The 17,101-nt window shown below is 56.9% G+C and carries 16 protein-coding genes; 1 reads left to right on the top strand and 15 read right to left on the bottom strand.

Annotated elements, in window-relative coordinates:
• The 15 genes from ACTG20_RS07140 to tapM form a co-directional block, all read right to left on the bottom strand.
• Complete coding sequence (locus ACTG20_RS07140; RefSeq protein ID WP_139438888.1) at positions 1-1,218, bottom strand: aspartate aminotransferase family protein; 1,218 nt, start codon at positions 1,216-1,218, stop codon at positions 1-3.
• 276 nt (positions 1,219-1,494) lie between these two features.
• Entirely contained in the window at positions 1,495-2,076 is a 582-nt protein-coding gene (locus tag ACTG20_RS07135) for an aminodeoxychorismate synthase component II (RefSeq protein ID WP_075114953.1), read from the bottom strand.
• 21 nt (positions 2,077-2,097) lie between these two features.
• Positions 2,098-2,313, bottom strand: coding sequence for a hypothetical protein (locus ACTG20_RS07130; protein ID WP_005334997.1), 216 nt, complete (start codon positions 2,311-2,313; stop codon positions 2,098-2,100).
• 118 nt (positions 2,314-2,431) lie between these two features.
• Complete coding sequence (gene trpS, locus ACTG20_RS07125) at positions 2,432-3,436, bottom strand: tryptophan--tRNA ligase (protein ID WP_005362251.1); 1,005 nt, start codon at positions 3,434-3,436, stop codon at positions 2,432-2,434.
• A 42-nt stretch (positions 3,437-3,478) separates the two neighbouring features.
• On the bottom strand, positions 3,479-4,147 hold the full coding sequence (locus ACTG20_RS07120) for a phosphoglycolate phosphatase (protein WP_323936656.1): 669 nt from the start codon (positions 4,145-4,147) through the stop codon (positions 3,479-3,481).
• Positions 4,134-4,808, bottom strand: coding sequence for a ribulose-phosphate 3-epimerase (rpe, locus tag ACTG20_RS07115; protein ID WP_005335006.1), 675 nt, complete (start codon positions 4,806-4,808; stop codon positions 4,134-4,136). The genes ACTG20_RS07120 and rpe overlap by 14 nt, the downstream gene beginning before the upstream one ends.
• Before the next feature lie 189 nt (positions 4,809-4,997).
• Positions 4,998-5,870, bottom strand: coding sequence for a Dam family site-specific DNA-(adenine-N6)-methyltransferase (locus ACTG20_RS07110; RefSeq protein ID WP_439987531.1), 873 nt, complete (start codon positions 5,868-5,870; stop codon positions 4,998-5,000).
• Between the two features lie 70 nt (positions 5,871-5,940).
• Complete coding sequence (locus ACTG20_RS07105; RefSeq protein WP_439987530.1) at positions 5,941-7,521, bottom strand: SPOR domain-containing protein; 1,581 nt, start codon at positions 7,519-7,521, stop codon at positions 5,941-5,943.
• Positions 7,511-8,593, bottom strand: a complete 1,083-nt coding sequence (aroB, locus tag ACTG20_RS07100) for a 3-dehydroquinate synthase (RefSeq protein WP_127005894.1) — start codon at positions 8,591-8,593, stop codon at positions 7,511-7,513. Before aroB ends, ACTG20_RS07105 begins: the two co-directional genes overlap by 11 nt.
• A gap of 14 nt (positions 8,594-8,607) precedes the next feature.
• Positions 8,608-9,126, bottom strand: coding sequence for a shikimate kinase AroK (aroK, locus tag ACTG20_RS07095; protein ID WP_005335014.1), 519 nt, complete (start codon positions 9,124-9,126; stop codon positions 8,608-8,610).
• Between the two features lie 191 nt (positions 9,127-9,317).
• Positions 9,318-11,543, bottom strand: a complete 2,226-nt coding sequence (locus tag ACTG20_RS07090) for a type IV pilus secretin PilQ (RefSeq protein ID WP_439987529.1) — start codon at positions 11,541-11,543, stop codon at positions 9,318-9,320.
• 16 nt (positions 11,544-11,559) lie between these two features.
• Complete coding sequence (locus ACTG20_RS07085) at positions 11,560-12,093, bottom strand: pilus assembly protein PilP (RefSeq protein ID WP_005335020.1); 534 nt, start codon at positions 12,091-12,093, stop codon at positions 11,560-11,562.
• Positions 12,090-12,689: a PilO family type IV pilus biogenesis protein TapO gene (tapO, locus tag ACTG20_RS07080; protein ID WP_019446350.1), complete on the bottom strand. Its 600-nt coding sequence runs from the start codon at positions 12,687-12,689 to the stop codon at positions 12,090-12,092. The genes ACTG20_RS07085 and tapO overlap by 4 nt, the downstream gene beginning before the upstream one ends.
• Entirely contained in the window at positions 12,686-13,264 is a 579-nt protein-coding gene (tapN, locus tag ACTG20_RS07075) for a PilN family type IV pilus biogenesis protein TapN (protein ID WP_139460500.1), read from the bottom strand. The genes tapO and tapN overlap by 4 nt, the downstream gene beginning before the upstream one ends.
• Positions 13,252-14,313 carry a PilM family type IVa pilus assembly protein TapM gene (tapM, locus tag ACTG20_RS07070; protein WP_429151277.1) on the bottom strand — a complete coding sequence of 354 codons (1,062 nt, stop codon included), beginning with the start codon at positions 14,311-14,313 and terminating at the stop codon, positions 13,252-13,254. The genes tapN and tapM overlap by 13 nt, the downstream gene beginning before the upstream one ends.
• A gap of 300 nt (positions 14,314-14,613) precedes the next feature.
• Between tapM and ACTG20_RS07065 the strand changes: the two genes are divergently transcribed.
• A complete protein-coding gene (locus ACTG20_RS07065; RefSeq protein WP_042054572.1) occupies positions 14,614-17,085 on the top strand; it encodes a penicillin-binding protein 1A in 2,472 nt (823 codons plus the stop codon).
• Positions 17,086-17,101: the final 16 nt, after the last annotated feature.

Here is a 17,101-nt window from a genome sequence, read left to right as displayed (position 1 = left end):
TCAGGCGTTAACCACCTGGGCAACCGCCTTCTCGAAGCGGGCCAATCCTTCCTTGATGTCCGCTTCCGGGATCACCAGTGAAGGGGCAAAACGAACCACGTTGGTACCGGCTACCAGTGCCATCAGCCCCTGATCGATGGAGGCCAGTAGGAAGTCGCGAGAGCGTCCCTTGTAGGCATCGCTCAGGGCCGCGCCCAGCAGCAGACCCTTGCCGCGGATCTCGCTAAAGCAGTGGTATTTGGCGTTGATTGCCTCAAGCCCCTCGCGGAACAGCTGCTCGCGTTGCTTGATGCCCGCCAGCACCTCCGGAGTGTTGATCACATCGATCACCGCTTCCGCCACCGCACAGGCCAGCGGGTTGCCGCCGTAGGTAGAGCCGTGAGTGCCCACTTTCAGGTAAGAAGCGATTTCGTTGGTGGTCAGCATGGCGCCGATGGGGAAACCGCCCCCCAGAGCCTTGGCGCTGGTGAGGATGTCCGGCGTGACGCCCAGACCCATATAGGCATAGAGATCACCGGTCCGGCCGACACCGGACTGCACTTCGTCATACACCAGCAGGGCATTGTGTTTGTCGCACAGCTCGCGCACCCCTTTGGCAAACTCGTCGGTAGGACGAATGATGCCCCCCTCCCCTTGCAGCGGCTCCATCACCACGGCGCAGGTGTTGTCGGAGATCACCTCGGCCAGCGCCGCCAGATCGTTGTAGGGAACATGGGTAATGTCACCGGGCTTGGGACCGAAGCCATCTGAGTAGGCTGCCTGGCCACCGACGCTGACGGTAAAGAAGGTACGACCGTGGAAGCCCTGATTGAAGGCGATGATCTGGGTCTTCTGCTCGCCAAACTTCTCGATGGCATAGCGACGTGCCAGCTTGAGGGCCGCTTCGTTCGCTTCGGCGCCGGAGTTGCAGAAGTAGACCTTGTCGGCGAAGGTGGCGGCGACCAGCTTCCTGGCCAGACGCAGGGCCGGCTCGTTGGTCATGACGTTGGAGAGGTGCCACAGCTTCTCGCCCTGGGTTTTCAGGGCCTCGACCAGCTTGGGATGACAGTGACCCAAACCGTTGACGGCGATGCCACCGGCGAAGTCGACATACTCGCGCCCTTCCTGATCCCAGACACGTGACCCTTCACCACGCACCGGGATGATCTTGGCGGGCGCATAGTTGGGAACCATCACTTCATCAAACACTTCACGTGTCACTGCCAACAACTCTGACATATAGCTCTCCTTCGATTCGGCGACAGAATAATCCACCGCCCAAAAGTTAAATCCGTGTAAACGTGACGGGATTATCACAGAAATAAAGTAAAAAGTCTGTAACAAGACGGCCTATAAGGAACAATGTTCGATTGCTCTTGAGATTTTAGGCAACCGCATTGCATAACGACTCAGGGGGGCTTGGCAAGAGATAATTTGGGCAGGAGAGGGGGTGAATAAAGTGTCAGGGAAATTTTTTTTGCCTTCTCTCGAACTTGAGAAGGCGATCACAACTTTTTATGAACGCGCCAGAAAGTTGGCCAGCAACTGATGGCCCTGCTCGCTCAAAATGCTCTCCGGATGGAACTGAACACCCTCGACAGGGAGCGTCTTGTGGCGCAGCCCCATGATCTCGTCAAACGAGCCATCGGCATGCTCGCTCCAGGCGGTGATGTCGAAGCAGTCGGGCAGCGTGTCGCGCTCCACCACCAGCGAGTGGTAACGGGTCACCCGCAGCGGGTTGTTGAGCCCCTTGAACACCCCCTCATTGCGATGGCGGATGAGCGAGGTTTTGCCGTGCATTACCTGACGGGCACGGACTACGCGGGCGCCAAAGGCCTGCGCCAGCGACTGATGACCGAGACAGACGCCGAGAATGGGCAGCTTGCCAGCAAAGTGGCTGATGGCATCGAGAGAGATCCCTGCCTCATTGGGCGTACAGGGACCGGGAGAGATCACCAGAAAACGGGGGGAGAGCTGCGCTATGGCATCAAGCGTCAGTTCATCATTGCGCTTGACCACAACCTCTTGTCCCAGGGCGCCGAAATATTGCACCAGGTTCCAGGTAAAAGAGTCGTAGTTATCGATCAACAACAGCATGAGATAACCAACAGCGGAGAATTAACGATCGAGATAACGACCCTGTTCCATTTCCCGTTCACGCTGACACTCGGCCAGATAGATGGCGGCAGCAACGGCAGGGGTTTTATGGTGCTTGTCGATGGCATTGGAGACCATCAACTGCAGGGTATTGAGGTTTTTCGCCTTGCGAAATTTACGTAGCCAGTGACCTTTGTCACTCAGCTCTTCAGCAGAAATAGTTGGTTGAACAGGCATGCTTTCTCTTGGGGATATTACCCAGGTTGAAATAAAGAAATTAAACAAAATAGCTAGGCAGAAAATAAAGAAAGCCAGGCAAATACCCAGCTCTCTTCTACTACACCTTCCCAGTATGTCAGGCTCGAGGAACGAAGCCGACTACATCATATACGCTGGTCAGGGTTTTTTCAGCTCTTTCGCGCGCCTTTTGTGCGCCTTCTGCCAGAATCGCGATCAGATGGGCCTCATCCTGACGCAACTCGTGGAAACGGGCCTGGATCGGTTCCAACAGCGCGACCACGGCTTCGGCGGTTTCGGTCTTGAGGTGACCGTACATCTTGCCTTCGAAGTGCTGCTCCAGCTCGGGGATGGAGCGGCCGGTCACACCGGACATCAGGGTCAGCAGGTTGGAGACACCCGGTTTGTTTTCCGGATCGAAACGCACCACCGCCGGCTCGTCGGAATCGGTCACCGCACGCTTGATCTTCTTGACGATCTGCTTGGGATCTTCCAGCAGGCCGATGAAGTTGGCCTCGTTGTCATCCGACTTGGACATCTTCTTGGTCGGATCCTGCAGACTCATCACCCGCGCCCCTTCGGTCGGAATGAAAGGCTCCGGCATGGTGAATACCTCACCATAGAGGTTGTTGAAACGGGTGCAGATGTCGCGGGTCAGCTCCAGATGCTGCTTCTGGTCGTTGCCGACCGGTACCTGATTGGCCTGATAGAGCAGGATGTCGGCCGCCATCAGCACCGGATAACCGAACAGGCCGACGTTGACGTTGTTCTCGAAACGGGCGGACTTGTCCTTGAACTGGGTCATGCGCGACAGCTCACCCATCTGGGTATAGCAGTTGAGGATCCAGCCCAGCTCGGCGTGCTGCGGCACGTGAGACTGGATGAAGACGGTGCTCTTCTTGGGATCGATACCGACCGCCAGATAGAGGGCGGCTGCGTCCAGACAAGCCTTGCGCAGGGCAGCCGGGTCCTGGCGAGTGGTGATGGCGTGCAGGTCGACGATGCAGTAGAGGCAGTCGAACTCATCCTGCATGTTGACCCACTGACGCAGGGCCCCCATGTAGTTGCCGATGGTCAGTTGACCGGAGGGTTGCGCTCCGCTCAATACGATTGGTTTAGTCATGAGAGTGTGAATCCTTGTTATTCAGCCAGCCCAGCTGCGCTATTAGACCAAAAGTGCATCGAGCTGGGCAAACTGCTCAAATACCCAGTCGGGATGGGAGTCGGCGATGGGACGGCCATAGTTGTAGCCGTATGTAAGACCCACCACCTTCATGCCGGCAGCCTTGGCCGCCAGCACGTCATTTTCTGAGTCGCCCACCATCAGGGTGCGAGCCGGGCTCACCCCCAACTCCTGGCAAGCGTGCAGCAAAGGCTCCGGGCTCGGCTTCTTGACCGGCACGCAGTTGCCACCGAGCCAGAGTTCGAAACAATCGCTGATGCCAAGGGCATCGAGGATAGGGGCCACGAAATCGCTCGGCTTGTTGGTGACGATCGCCTGCTTGTAGCCCAGGCTTTGCAAGCGACGCAGACTCTGGGCAACCCCGTCATACATCTCCAACCCTTGCAGCAGGCAAGCGTTGTAGTGCTGGAAAAAGATCGGTCTGGCCTTGGCAAACAGCTCGGGATCGGCCTCGCGATAGGCGATTGCCCGCTGGATCAGCTTGTCGGCGCCGTTGCCGACCCAGGTACGGATCACCGCTTCATCAGCTTGCTCCAGACCCAGATCGGTCAGCGTCAGATTGACTGCCAGCGCCAACTGGGCGGCGCTGTCAATCAGGGTGCCGTCCAGATCGAACAGCACCAAATCAAATGCGCGCTCAGCGTGTGACATGAGCCAGCTCCGCACGCATCTTGTCGATCACCGCCTTGTAGTCAGGCTGACTGAAAATGGCCGAGCCGGCGACAAACATGTCGGCGCCCGCTTCGGCGATCTCGCGAATGTTGTCGACCTTCACCCCGCCATCGATCTCGAGACGGATATCGCGGCCGCTCTCGTCGATCAGACGACGCACCTGACGCAGCTTGTCGAGGGTACCGGGGATAAAGCTCTGGCCACCGAAGCCCGGGTTGACCGACATCAGCAGGATCACGTCCAGCTTGTCCATCACATACTCGAGGCAGGAGAGCGAGGTAGCAGGATTCAGCACCAGACCCGCCTGGCAGCCCATCTCCTTGATGAGGCCCAAAGAGCGATCAACGTGATCAGAGGCTTCCGGATGGAAGGTGATGAGGGAAGCACCGGCCTTGGCAAAATCAGGAATGATGCGATCCACCGGCTTGACCATCAGGTGCACGTCGATGGGGGCCTCGATACCGTAGTCACGCAGCGCCTGACAGACCATGGGGCCAATGGTCAGGTTGGGGACATAGTGGTTGTCCATCACGTCGAAGTGAACCACGTCGGCACCGGCAGCCAGTACCTTGGCTACGTCGTCACCCAGACGGGCAAAATCGGCAGAGAGGATCGAGGGGGCAATCAGAAAGTCTTTCATCAGCATCATCCATTGGCAGCCAGGGAGAAAAAGCGGCGCAATTTTAACGTAAAAGGCGGGCGAAAACGACTCGAATGCGGGGTAAATGGGGCAATCGCCTCCCCTCCCCCAGCCACCCGGGTTTTGCGGCATCGGCACGGGCGCGGACTCGCCCATAAAAAACGGCGCCCTTGGGCGCCGCATGGTCTGTTACGTCAGTGGCAGCTGTTCGCTGTCACTGGGATAGTAGCCCTGCTCCGGTTCGATTCCGGGCGGATAGAGCGCCAACAACTCGGCCACCTTGTTGCGGGTGCCGCCGTTGCGGCTGATGGTGCGCTTGACCAGGATCTCGTCGAGGCGGGCACCGCGATAAAGCTCACGAGTCAGCTCGATATCGTGGTTGCTGATCAGCACCGGCACCCCTTTGTGAGCGGCTGTGTGGCGAGCCAGTCGCGCCAGGATCGCCTGATCATCCAGGGTAAACCCACCGGAGGCATAGGTGGTGAAGCTCGCCGTAGTGGAGAGCGGCGCATAGGGTGGATCACAATAGATAACCCAATCCTCTTCGGCACGCTTGATGGCGTCGGCGTAGCTCTCGCAGATAAAGGTCGCCTTCTGCGCCTTTTCGGCAAAGGCCCACAGCTCTTTTTCCGGGAAATAGGGTTTCTTGTAGGAACCGAACGGCACGTTGAAGCCGCCCTTCTTGTTGTAGCGGCACAGTCCGTTGAAACCGTGACGGTTGAGAAACAGGAACAAGAGTGCCCGCTCGAAGGTGGTCTCGGTCTGATTGAACTGGGTACGCAGCCGGTAATAGGCCGCCTTGTGGTTGTGCTCTGCCACAAACAGCTTGCGCGCCTCGGCAATGAAACTGTCCGGCGTCAGCTTGAGGTGGTTGTACAGGCAGATCAGATCCGGATTGATGTCGTTGAGCACATACGCGTCGTAGTCGGTGTTGAGAAACACAGACCCGGCCCCGACGAAGGGCTCCAGCAACACACGCCCGGCCGGCAGGCGCTCGGCAATCTCTTCAACCAGGGAGTATTTTCCCCCGGCCCATTTTAAAAAAGCGCGTGTTTTTTTCATGGAAATCCGGTGTGTAAGAAGGCAAGACCCAAAAAGGGGGACGATTCTACCCCCTTATCCGGTATCAAGGCTATTGCTTCAGCTCTTTTTGTACCTGTGCAAACGACTTGGGCCAGGGCTGGCCTTTCAGCAAGGCTGGCGGAAGCTTGCGAATGGCACTCTTGGCCTGGGTCAGACCGGCATAATCCCCTTGCAGCACCACATACCAGGGGCTGCCACGGAATTTGGTCTGATAGACCCAGACCTTGCCCGCCAGACCATGCTCGGCGACAAATTGATCCACCGCCTTGGTGTTGCTCGCCCCCATCAGCTGAACGCTGTAGTGATTGCGCGGCTTCTTGTTCAAGGTGGCGACCGGTGTCAGGGCCACTTTGGGTGCATGCGCGGCAACCGGCTCGTTGCTGGCTGTTTTGGTGGTGGCCGCAGGCATTGCGGTTGTAGCCGGATTCAGTGCTTTGGAGGTACTGGCTGGCGCCGTGGTTGCGATTGCACCACTGGGGGCTGTGCCACTCGGGTTCTTGCCGGTCAGCTCGTCCACCACGTCAGTAGGCAGTGCGCCGCTCACCTTGGGTTCGGTCATCAGCTTTTGCACGACCTCGTCAGAGATCACCACCCGACGCCCTTCGTAATTGGTTGATTCGGTGGTCACGGTTTCGCTCTCCACCGATTTGGGCAGCACTTTCGCCTCCGGCTGCCAATCCTTCACTACCCCGTTGGGATTGCTGGCTGCATCGCTGTTTTGCGCGCCTTGTGCAGCGGCATCGGTATTCGAACCGCCTGCGGTGAGGGGATCGCCTCCCGCTACCGGGATCGGCAATGCCGTGTTCTGCGCCGGATCCTGCAGTGCCGGTTTGCTTTCATTGTCAAACAGCGCAGGCAGCAGGTAGCTCAAAGCCAGTAGCCCGCCAGCGACCAGCGCGATAGCGGTGGCAATCTTCTTGACAGGCAACTCCGCCTGACGCTTCTTGGGCCTTCTGTCGGTCATGATATCCTCCAGTAACTGCATGATGGTGGACGGATGTCCGTTCGCCGTTTTCAGGATCTCCTCCACTTGCGGCTTGGGCAAGAGGGTCGCCGGGATCTTGAGCTCTTTGGCTTTCTCATACAAGAAGATGCGCTGCTCGGGCGGGCTCAGGGGCGGCACTTCCAGCTCAAGGGCTGGCATGGCACGCCCTTTGAGCTGCGGTCGTTGGGTACGACACCAGACGTCACTGCCCGAGACAATAATGGCCAGCTGATGGGGCGCCGCCAGGGTATCGTTATGACGGATGATCGCCCACAACTCTCCCAGCAATTCGGCTGGCAACTGGTCGGCCCGCTCTATCAGCAGCAACAGGGTGGCTGGCTTGCTCCCCTCCAGCATGCGAAAGAAGCTCTCCGCCAGCGCATCCTGTGGATTGAACAGCGGGCGCGCCACCACCTGTGGTAGCAACAGCTGGCGTACATCCACCATCTTCATGGCAGGTGTACCAATCAGGCTTACCACCCGCACTTTTTCCGGCAACACGCCGAGCAGGGATTCGCACAGGGTACCGCGACCACAACCGGGTTTACCGGAGAGAAAAATGAAAGGGTGATTGAATTCAATCAGATGCAGCAGCCGGTCAACCAGCTGCCGCTGGGAAGGAAGTTTTAGCAGTTTATTCGTCACGACCAGACTCGATCACCGCCAGCAACTCGGCATCGGACACATCCCCCACCACCTGCGCATGGCCGATGCCAACCGGCAACACCAGACGCAGCTTGCCTTCCAGCACCTTCTTGTCACGGCGCATATGGCGAATAAAGGCGGCGAAATCCATCTCGGCAGGCGCATGAATGGGCAAATTGGCGGCCAGCAGCAGAGCGCGCACTCGCGCAACGTCCTCTTCGCTCATATCGCCACGGGCCTGCGCAGTCCAAGCTGCCAGCATGGTGCCAGCGGATACCGCTTCACCATGCAGCCAGTTGCCATACCCCTGCTCGGCCTCGATGGCATGACCAAAGGTGTGACCCAGATTGAGCAGAGCACGGACGCCGTGCTCGGTCTCATCCTGACCGACCACATCGGCTTTGATCTCGCAGCAGCGTTTGATGGCGTAGGCCAGCGCGGCAGGTTCCAGCTGTTGCAGACGCACCATGTTCTGCTCCAGCCAGCTGAAGAAATCAGCATCCCAAATGATGCCGTACTTGATCACCTCGGCCATCCCTGCGGCAAATTCGCGGGCGGGCAAGGTACTCAGACATTCGGTATCGATAACAACTTGTTTGGGCTGATAAAAAGCCCCAATCATGTTCTTGCCGAGGGGGTGGTTGACAGCGGTTTTACCGCCAACAGAGGAGTCAACCTGGGAGAGCAGAGTGGTCGGGATCTGGATAAAAGGAATGCCACGTTGATAGCTTGCTGCCGCAAAGCCCACCACATCCCCGATCACGCCGCCCCCCAGAGCGATCAGTGTCGTATCGCGCCCATGGTTGGTTTCAAGCAGAGCAGACATGATCTGCTCAAAGGTCGCCAGGTTCTTGTACGCCTCGCCGTCAGGCAGGATCAGGTGTTCAACCTGAAAACCCGACAGCAGAGCGGTTACCTGTTCAAGATAAAGCGGAGCAACAACCGTGTTGGTCACTATCATCACCCGCTTGCCCTTGATGGTCGATACCAGCGCCTCGGGGCGCTGCAACAACCCTGCAGCTATCTCGATGGGATAGCTGCGTTCACCCAGTTCGACCTTCAACCGTTCCATGGACGTCCTCTAGATTACATACCGATCAGTTTTACAATTTGATTGGCAACGATTTTTGCGCTCTGGTCATCAGTGTGCACAACAAAGTCGGCAACCTCTTCATACAGGGCATTACGCTCTTGTGCCAGACGTTCCAGCACTTCGCGTGCCGGTTCTTCGGTCTGTAGCAGAGGGCGGCGTTTGTCTCGCTGTGTGCGCGCCAGCTGCTTTTCGATTGTGGTTTCGAGGTAGACCACGATGCCACGAGCAGACAACTTGTTGCGGGTTTCACGACTCTTGATGGCACCGCCACCCGTCGCCAGCACGATACCCTGCTGCTCTGACAATTCGCCGATCACCTTCTCTTCGCGAATCCGGAAACCTTCTTCGCCTTCAACATCGAACACCCAGCCGATATCAGCACCACTGCGGCGCTCAATCTCATGATCTGAGTCGAAAAACTCCATATGCAGTTGTTCTGCCAGATGTCTACCTATGGTGCTCTTGCCCGCACCCATGGGACCTATCAGGAAAATATTGCGTTTCTCAGCCATGTCTTTTCGTTAGTAATTACAAACTGTACGACCCCGATGAATACTGGATCGGGGTACCTATGAACCTTATCTTGCGATGGATCAGGAGGGGGATTATCTCAATAGATATCGGGACTGGCAACCGCAGCCCTTACGCCCCAGCCTCATTGGGGCGTAAGGTTATATGTGTTTTACCCTCACATGTAAAGCATTCAGAAGGCGTCGGTGACTATCTTGGGCGTCACGAAAATCAGCAATTCCCGCTTTTTGTTCTCGCTGGTGGTCTTGCGGAACAAGGCCCCCAATCCGGGAATGTCGCCCAGCAGCGGCACCTTGGTTACATCGCTCTTGATGGTCTGCTGATAAATGCCGCCCAGCACCAGGGTCTCGCCATTGTTCACCAGCACCTGAGTGGTGATGGACTGGGCGTTGATGGAAACCGCATCACCGGTACCGGTCGGTACCGTTTCACCCTTGGTATCCTGGGTCACGGTCAGGTCGAGAATCACCCGATTGTCAGGGGTGATCTGCGGGGTAACCTTCAGGCTCAATACCGCCTTCTTGAAGGTAACCGAGGTAGCGCCACTGGAAGATGACTCCACATAGGGGATCTCGGTACCCTGCTCGATCAATGCCGGTTTCTGGTTCGCAGTGGTCACCCGCGGACTGGCGATAATCTCGGCCTTGCTCTCTTTTTCCAGCGCCGACAACTCGAGATCCAGCAAGGTGCCATCAGCCAAACGGGCAACCTGGAAGGCCAAAGTACCGGCCGCATTGGTCACCGGCAGATTGACGTTCAACCGATCGTCTGCTGTCGGTCTGGTAATTGTCGAGCCACCATTGTTGTTACCAGAGCCATCATTCCCCTCGATGGAGCCGGACGTACTGTTGCCATGACCATCGTTTTTGGTCACCCCCCAACGCACCCCGAGCGCTTCATCAAAGCCGTCATCAATGGTCACCATCCGCGCCTCGATAACCACCTGCTTGACCGGAATATCGAGAATATCGAGCATCCGTTTGATGCTGCTGATGACATCGGCGGTATCCTTGACCACCAGCACGTTGGTTCGCTCGTCCACGCTGACCGCACCACGGGGTGACAGCAACTTGGTACTTTCGGAAGAGAGCAGAGCCGCCACTTCCGAGGCCTTGGCATAGTTTATCTGCAGATATTCGGTATAAAGCTGCGCCAAATCAGCGACCTGATTGCGGCTCTCAAGTTGCTGCTTCTCGCGTGTTGCGATCTCTTCTGCAGGCGCTACCAGCAAGATGTTGTTATCCAACCGCTTATCCAGACCCCGCACCTTCAAAATAATGTCGAGCGCCTGCTCCCACGGCACCCCATCCAGACGCAGGGTAATATTGCCTGATACCGAATCTGTGGTTACCAAGTTAAGGTTGTTGAAATCGGCAATAAGCTGCAATACGGTACGGACTGGAATATCCTGAAAGTTCAATGAGATGGGCTTACCCTGATACTGCTTGGATGCCGTGGCCGTCGTCCGCTTTTTCACCTCGATAATGAAGAGCTTGTCTGCCTGATCGTAACGGTAATCAAACTGACCATTGATCGACAGTTCAAACAGGGTATCGCTCCCCTGCCGGGAGACTTCAACCTGTGAGACCGGCGTTGCAAAATCCTGCACATTGATCAGATTAAGCAAGCCATCCGGTACCCGAGTGCCATGAAACTTGGCCAGTACGGTCTGGCCGCGGCTGCTCACATCAACGGCGGCGGAGCTGTTATCCAGCGTGACCAGAAACTCCCCCTGGCCATCTTTACCACGACGAAAATCCACACCGGTAACCGTGTTGAAATAGGCGCCGCCCCCACTGCTCTGATAGTTGTTGAGCACCGGCTTGCTGGCAGGATGTGTGGCTACCGGCGTTGTCACGGGCGCAACAGGCATAGACCGGGCAACGACCTGAGGATTGAGCAGCGCCGAAGGAGAGGGTGTGACCACCATCGCAGAGGGCGCTGGCACAGGAGTAGCCGAGGGTGAGGGTGCAATCAGGGCGCTCTCACCATTAATGAGCCCGGAAGAGGCCCCCTCGCCCAATGACACCAGTAATTTGTTCCCCTGTTGCTGAACCTGATAGGGGGCCAGCTGATCGAGTGCGATCTTGATATCCAGACCTGCGCCCTTACCCTCAACCTTGATATTATCTACCCCCAGGCGCTGGATCGGCAGCGGGTTCACTTTAAGTGCCCCTACCGCACCGGGAACATGCAACAACAGCTGATTGGGCTGATAAGAGAGACGATCGGTAAAGCCAGTGACCGGCTCACTAAAACTGAGCTCCACCAGCAATTGATCGGCAAGCAGCGGATTGACCTTGATCTCCTGCAGGGTTGCCACTGCCCACGCCTGACTGAGGGCGCTGGCGCAAAACAGCAAAGCCACTTTGGATACACTCTCTATTATTGTTCTCATTGCTGTTCGTCCCTGATTATTGTTTTTCTTGCACATTGGCCATTGCCAACTGGGTTTCTCTTGTTACCCAGCACCCCTTCCCGTCCGGAATGGTTTCCAGCAAATCCACGGCAGTGTCTGTGATCTTGATGACCCGACCCTGATCAAGCCCCATATACTGGTTGAGCCCGACCCGCATCGATTTGCCATCCGGGGTGCTGATCAAGGCCCACAACTGACCCGCCTTACCCAAAGAACCATGCATCGACAGACTGGCCAGCGAATAATTTTCCAGCACCTCTTTCTCACGATCCATCAGGGTCTGTGCACAATCCGGCTGGGCCTTGGCAGTACTTGTACTTCCGACCGTCGCCTCAGGCTGGGGAACCATGAAGGGGCTGCGCAACTCGCGTTGCTGGTAGTGCATAGGGGCAAAAGGCTTCAGCTCGGGCAAGGGCTCGATAGGTATGGGTGGCCTTGCTTTGGTCTGGGCGACATAGCTATCCATGTCCTCCTGACCACCACAGGCCGCCAGCAAGAGGGCAGGCAATAACCAGCAGATGCGTCTCATTGTTTCGGCTCCACTGTTTTACCGTTGTACTTGTAGGTCTTGGCCAGCATCGACATCGAAATCAGCTCCCCTTCATCCTTGCTCTGACCCAGAGTGAAGGAGTCAAGGATGACGATACGGGGCAAAGCGGCCATGTCAGCGGTAAACTTGCCAATTTCATGGTAAGTGCCCACGACTTCGATACGCATTGGTAGCTCGGTTGAAAACTCGTGCTTTACCTCGGGTTCCCAGTTGATCCGGTTCAATTTCAAGCCGTTGTCGGTAGCAATAAAGCTGATATCGTCCAGCAGACCGGCGACCTCATGGGTATTGGGCAACTGCTTGAGCTGGGTATCGACCAGTTGCTCAAGCTGAACCATTTGCGCCTTGTATGCCCCCAGGTTGGCAGCCAGCATCGCCTTGCTTTCAAACTGGGCTTTCAGTTCGGTCTCTTTCCCCGCTTCCTGAGTCAAACTGGTCAGTGAGTTGGCAATCACGTAGTAGTAGATGGCGCCGCCGGTCAACACGCAGCAGAAAAAGATGAAGACCCCTTTTGCCCATTTTGGCCAGCTTGCTATGTCATTGATATCCAACTCGTTGAGTTGCTGAAGGTTCATTGTTGCTCCTTGGCCACATTCCCTGCAGCCGCAGCATTGTTGGCGATCAGGAACATCATGGAAAACTGGCTCAATGACACTGGCGCAACATCAGCCGCAAAAATAGTGCTTATCTTTGCCTGACCCAACCAACCGGAACCATCAATCCGCCGCATCATGCTGGCCACCCGACCATAGGCTTCGGTCTTGCCATTTACATCAATAATATTGTTCTGCATTGAGAGGGTGTTCAGGTAAACCCCGTTGGGCACCAGTGAAGGCAGCTGATTGAAGAGGCGGACGGGCACATTGCGGCGCATCTGCAACTGTTCGATGAGCTGCATCCGATCGATCAGTTCCTTGCGACGCTCTTTGAGCAGACGGATCTCCCCCAGCTGGGCATCCAGAATAGTCATCTCCTGAACCAGCCTCTGGTTGCGCTGCTGCTGGGCGGCGATCTGGCGATCAACCAGCCAGTTGGCAAAAAATCCCAACGCGACCGTGGCCAGCACAAAAATCCCCAGCAAGGCCCCAAACTGTTTCTTTTGGCGCTGGGCCCGGGCTTCACGCCAGGGTAGAAGGTTTATATTTGACATGGTGTGAAACTCCTCAGAGCCAACCCGAATGCCGTCATATATTTAGCACCATGTACCAGCTCGGCCTCCCCTTTCGGTTTGCCAAACAGAGCGAACAGATCCGGGTGCAACACCTCGCAATTGACCTCTTCTTTTACCTGCACCAACAAACCGGGTAGCAGACTGCCTCCCCCCGTCAGCACCAGTTTTGCGATGTCGCGATAACCGGATGAACTGCAAAACAGCTGGATATTGCGCCGCACTTGCTGCAACAGCGAGTTGATGTGGGGCATCAGCACATCCAGCTCATGGTCAACAGGCAAGGTACCTTTGGTTTTAGCCTGCTCAGCCTCATCCAGCGTCATGCCATAAAAGGAGGAGAGCGCCTGGCTGTACTGATCGCCGCCGAAGTTTTGCAAGCGGGAGTAGATCACCTCTCCCTTGACCAGCGCCGCAAAGGTCATGGCACTGGCACCGATATCTATCACCCCGATCGGCCGTTCACTCTCCTGCAATTCGGGCAGACAGGCCACCACGGCACGGCCCAGCGCATGGGCGCCCACATCCACCACCTTGACGGCAATACCGGCTTCGGCAAGGGCGCTGACCCGGCCGTTGACACTCTCGGTGCGGGCTGCGCTCAGCAGCACATCCTGACGATCTTCACTGTTGTTGGTGCTCAGCACCTCAAAATCGAGACTCACTTCATCGAGGGGGAAGGGAATGATCTGCTCGGCCTCCAGTTGCACCTGACTCTCCAGCTCCTTGTCACTGAGGCGGGCATCAATCTGGATCACCTTGGTTATCACATTGGAACCGGTCACCGCAGTGGCGGCATAGTCGCTGTGAGTTGGAATAAGACGCTTGAGGCTCTTGAGAGATTGGCTGACTCGCTCGATATCCTGCAATTGATAGTCAACCAGCGTCCCTTTCGGGGTGGCAATATCGGCGACCGATTCGAGATGAAGCTTGCCAGGTCGGCCACTGAGGGTAACGGCCTTGATGGTCTGGCTGCCAAAATCAATGCCCACCAGAGGGAGGAGGGATCCCTTGTTAAAAAGCCCAAACATATACACATCCATGCGTTATTTGGTTTTATTCCTGAACAGAGTGTAGGACACCCGATCAGAGGAGTGCTTCACTCATCCTAAATGCTCTAACTATCAATGTCATAAAGTTTATGCCGAAAAGTGACCCATCTCGCTTTCTTCATGGCAAGTGGCCCTCCTTGGTTATTGCTCCCCGTAGTGCTAACCTCTCGCATCCTTTTGAGGTGGGTGGCTCGCCACAGGAAAACCTCGAATTCCCGATGGCAAAAGGGCTATACTCTGCGCCCGTTGGCTAATTTTAAGACGATTGGTAGTTCTTCCATGCTGAAATGGCTCGTTCGCCTGTTTATTGTCATGATGCTGGGTGCAGTGCTGGGTGTTGCCAGCCTCATCGGTATCTACTTCTATATCAAACCCCAACTGCCCGATGTCACCGCACTGCGTGACGTCAAGCTGGCAACCCCGATGCGGGTTTACAGCCGGGATGGGGAGTTGATCGCCCAATATGGCGAAATTCGTCGCATTCCGTTGCGTCTGGACGAAATTCCGCAACCCATGATCGATGCCGTACTGGCGACCGAAGATGCACGTTTCTATGAGCACCCGGGCATTGACCCGATTGGTATCATTCGAGCAGCATCCGTCTGGGCTGTTTCCGGCCATGCCCGTCAGGGGGCCAGTACCATCACCCAGCAGGTTGCCCGCAATTTCTTCCTGAGCAATGAGAAGACCATCATCCGCAAGATCAAGGAGGTCTTCCTGGCCTGGCGGATCGAGCAGAATCTCTCAAAAGATGAGATCCTCGAACTCTACCTCAACAAGATCCCCCTCGGTTATCGCTCCTTCGGGATCGGTGCTGCGGCACAGGTTTACTTTGGTAAAGAGGTCAAGGATCTGGGACTGGACGAGATCGCCATCATTGCCGGTCTGCCGAAAGCCCCCTCCATGCTCAACCCCATCCGCTCCCCCGAGCGCGCCTTTGCTCGCCGCAACGTGGTACTGGGCCGGATGCTGGAAACGGGCAAGATCACCCAGGCCCAGTTTGACGAAGCGTCCAAGATGCCGATCAAGGCCCGTTTTCACGGCGCCGAAGTGACCCTGCACGCCCCTTATCTGGGGGAAATGGTGCGCCAGAAGATGGTCGAGCAGTTCGGTGAAGATGCCTACACCATGGGCCTGCACGTCTACACTACCGTCTCTGCCGAACGTCAGCGGGCGGCAAGACAGGCGCTGCTGGATGGCGTCTTTGCCTATGACATGCGTCACGGCTATCGTGGCCCGACGGCTCAGTTATGGAAGGCAGGCGAGACAGCCTGGGATTACGAGCAGATTGTCGCTCACCTTGGCAAGCAGCCCACTTATGATCCGCTGATGGCGGCGGTCGTGACCAAGCTCGGTGATCGCAGCGCCACGCTGGTACTGAAGAATGGCAAGGAAGCAGAGCTCGGCTGGAACGGCATTAAATGGGCCCGCTCCTTTATTACCGACGACCGTCAGAGCTATGCCCCGAAATCGGCGCGCGATGTGCTGAAAGTCGGCGCCCAGATCTGGGTGCGGGAAGAGGGCGAAGAGTTGCTGCTGGCCCAAATCCCGGACGTCAACGCCGCGCTGGTTGCCATGAACCCGAAAAATGGCGCGCTGGAAGCACTGGTCGGTGGTTTCAGCTTCGAACTATCCAAATTCAACCGGGTCGATCAGGCGCGTCGTCAGATCGGCTCCAATATCAAGCCTTTCCTCTATGCGACCGCGCTGGAGCACGGCTATACCCTAGCGTCGCTCATCAACGATGCGCCGATCAACCAGTGGGATCCGTCAAAAGGGCCCATGTGGCAGCCCAAGAACTCCCCGGCCGTTTATGATGGCCCCACCCCGCTGCGTCTGGGACTGGCCAAGTCCAAGAACGTGATGTCGGTTCGATTGATGCGCGCCATCGGTCTGGATACCTATATCGACGGTCTGACCCGCTTTGGCTTCCCCCGCGACTTCATCTCTCCCCATGAGTCGCTGGCACTGGGCGCTGCCGAATTCACCCCCCTCGAAGTGGTGCGTGGTTACTCGGTACTGGCCAACGGTGGCTTCCTGGTGACCCCATACTTCATCGACAAAGTGACCGACAGTCTTGAGAACACCCTCTATCAGGCCAACCCTGCTATTGCTTGCACCACCTGCGAACAGCAGGCTGCACCCGAGCAGAGCACACTGCCGGAGCCAACTGTTGATGGAGCCGCACAAGATGGCACGCAGACCCCTCTCGCGCCAACCATCGCCCCGCATACCATCAGTGCCCAGAGTGCGTTCCTGATCACCGACACCCTGAGCACAGCCATCTGGGGTGGCAACGGCTGGCGTGGTACCGGCTGGCGCGCAGCCCGCGACCTGAAACGTCACGACATCTCCGGTAAAACCGGTACCACCAACGAATCGCGGGATGCCTGGTTTTCCGGCTACACCCCGGACATCGTTGCTACCTCATGGATCGGTTTTGACAACCACCAGCGTGGCCTTGGCCGTGCCGAGTTTGGTGGTGGTGCCGCGCAGCCTATCTGGATCGACTTCATGAAAGTCGCCCTCAAAAAACTGCCGGAGCACAAGATGCCGGTTCCCGAAGGGATCATGACGGTGAAGATTGATAGCGAAACTGGCCTGCTGGCGACCAGTGGCGGCACCGACGAATACTTCAAGGAAGGGACAGAGCCGACCCGCTACGCAGCACCGAGCTCGGATGGCAATCAGGTCTACGGCGGTGACAACCCCGATGTGGAAGGGCCTGTCTCAACCGACGATATCTTCTAAGCTGCTCTTGCGGCAG

Source organism: Aeromonas sp. 84A (assembly GCF_051919345.1).
GTDB classification, from domain to species: domain Bacteria; phylum Pseudomonadota; class Gammaproteobacteria; order Enterobacterales; family Aeromonadaceae; genus Aeromonas; species Aeromonas veronii.
This window is presented reverse-complemented; position numbering and strand designations above follow the sequence as displayed.

What these genes read in the sequence shown, in the direction of transcription:
- ACTG20_RS07140 (WP_139438888.1), bottom strand. Translation starts at nt 1,218, where the DNA reads ATGTCAGAGTTGTTGGCAGTGACACGTGAAGTGTTTGATGAAGTGATG.
- ACTG20_RS07135 (WP_075114953.1), bottom strand. Translation starts at nt 2,076, where the DNA reads ATGCTGTTGTTGATCGATAACTACGACTCTTTTACCTGGAACCTGGTG.
- trpS (WP_005362251.1), bottom strand. Translation starts at nt 3,436, where the DNA reads ATGACTAAACCAATCGTATTGAGCGGAGCGCAACCCTCCGGTCAACTG.
- rpe (WP_005335006.1), bottom strand. Translation starts at nt 4,808, where the DNA reads ATGAAAGACTTTCTGATTGCCCCCTCGATCCTCTCTGCCGATTTTGCC.
- ACTG20_RS07090 (WP_439987529.1), bottom strand. Translation starts at nt 11,543, where the DNA reads ATGAGAACAATAATAGAGAGTGTATCCAAAGTGGCTTTGCTGTTTTGC.
- tapO (WP_019446350.1), bottom strand. Translation starts at nt 12,689, where the DNA reads ATGAACCTTCAGCAACTCAACGAGTTGGATATCAATGACATAGCAAGC.
- ACTG20_RS07120 (WP_323936656.1), bottom strand. Translation starts at nt 4,147, where the DNA reads ATGTCACACGCTGAGCGCGCATTTGATTTGGTGCTGTTCGATCTGGAC.
- ACTG20_RS07110 (WP_439987531.1), bottom strand. Translation starts at nt 5,870, where the DNA reads ATGAAAAAAACACGCGCTTTTTTAAAATGGGCCGGGGGAAAATACTCC.
- tapN (WP_139460500.1), bottom strand. Translation starts at nt 13,264, where the DNA reads ATGTCAAATATAAACCTTCTACCCTGGCGTGAAGCCCGGGCCCAGCGC.
- ACTG20_RS07130 (WP_005334997.1), bottom strand. Translation starts at nt 2,313, where the DNA reads ATGCCTGTTCAACCAACTATTTCTGCTGAAGAGCTGAGTGACAAAGGT.
- tapM (WP_429151277.1), bottom strand. Translation starts at nt 14,313, where the DNA reads ATGTTTGGGCTTTTTAACAAGGGATCCCTCCTCCCTCTGGTGGGCATT.
- aroB (WP_127005894.1), bottom strand. Translation starts at nt 8,593, where the DNA reads ATGGAACGGTTGAAGGTCGAACTGGGTGAACGCAGCTATCCCATCGAG.
- aroK (WP_005335014.1), bottom strand. Translation starts at nt 9,126, where the DNA reads ATGGCTGAGAAACGCAATATTTTCCTGATAGGTCCCATGGGTGCGGGC.
- ACTG20_RS07065 (WP_042054572.1), top strand. Translation starts at nt 14,614, where the DNA reads ATGCTGAAATGGCTCGTTCGCCTGTTTATTGTCATGATGCTGGGTGCA.
- ACTG20_RS07085 (WP_005335020.1), bottom strand. Translation starts at nt 12,093, where the DNA reads ATGAGACGCATCTGCTGGTTATTGCCTGCCCTCTTGCTGGCGGCCTGT.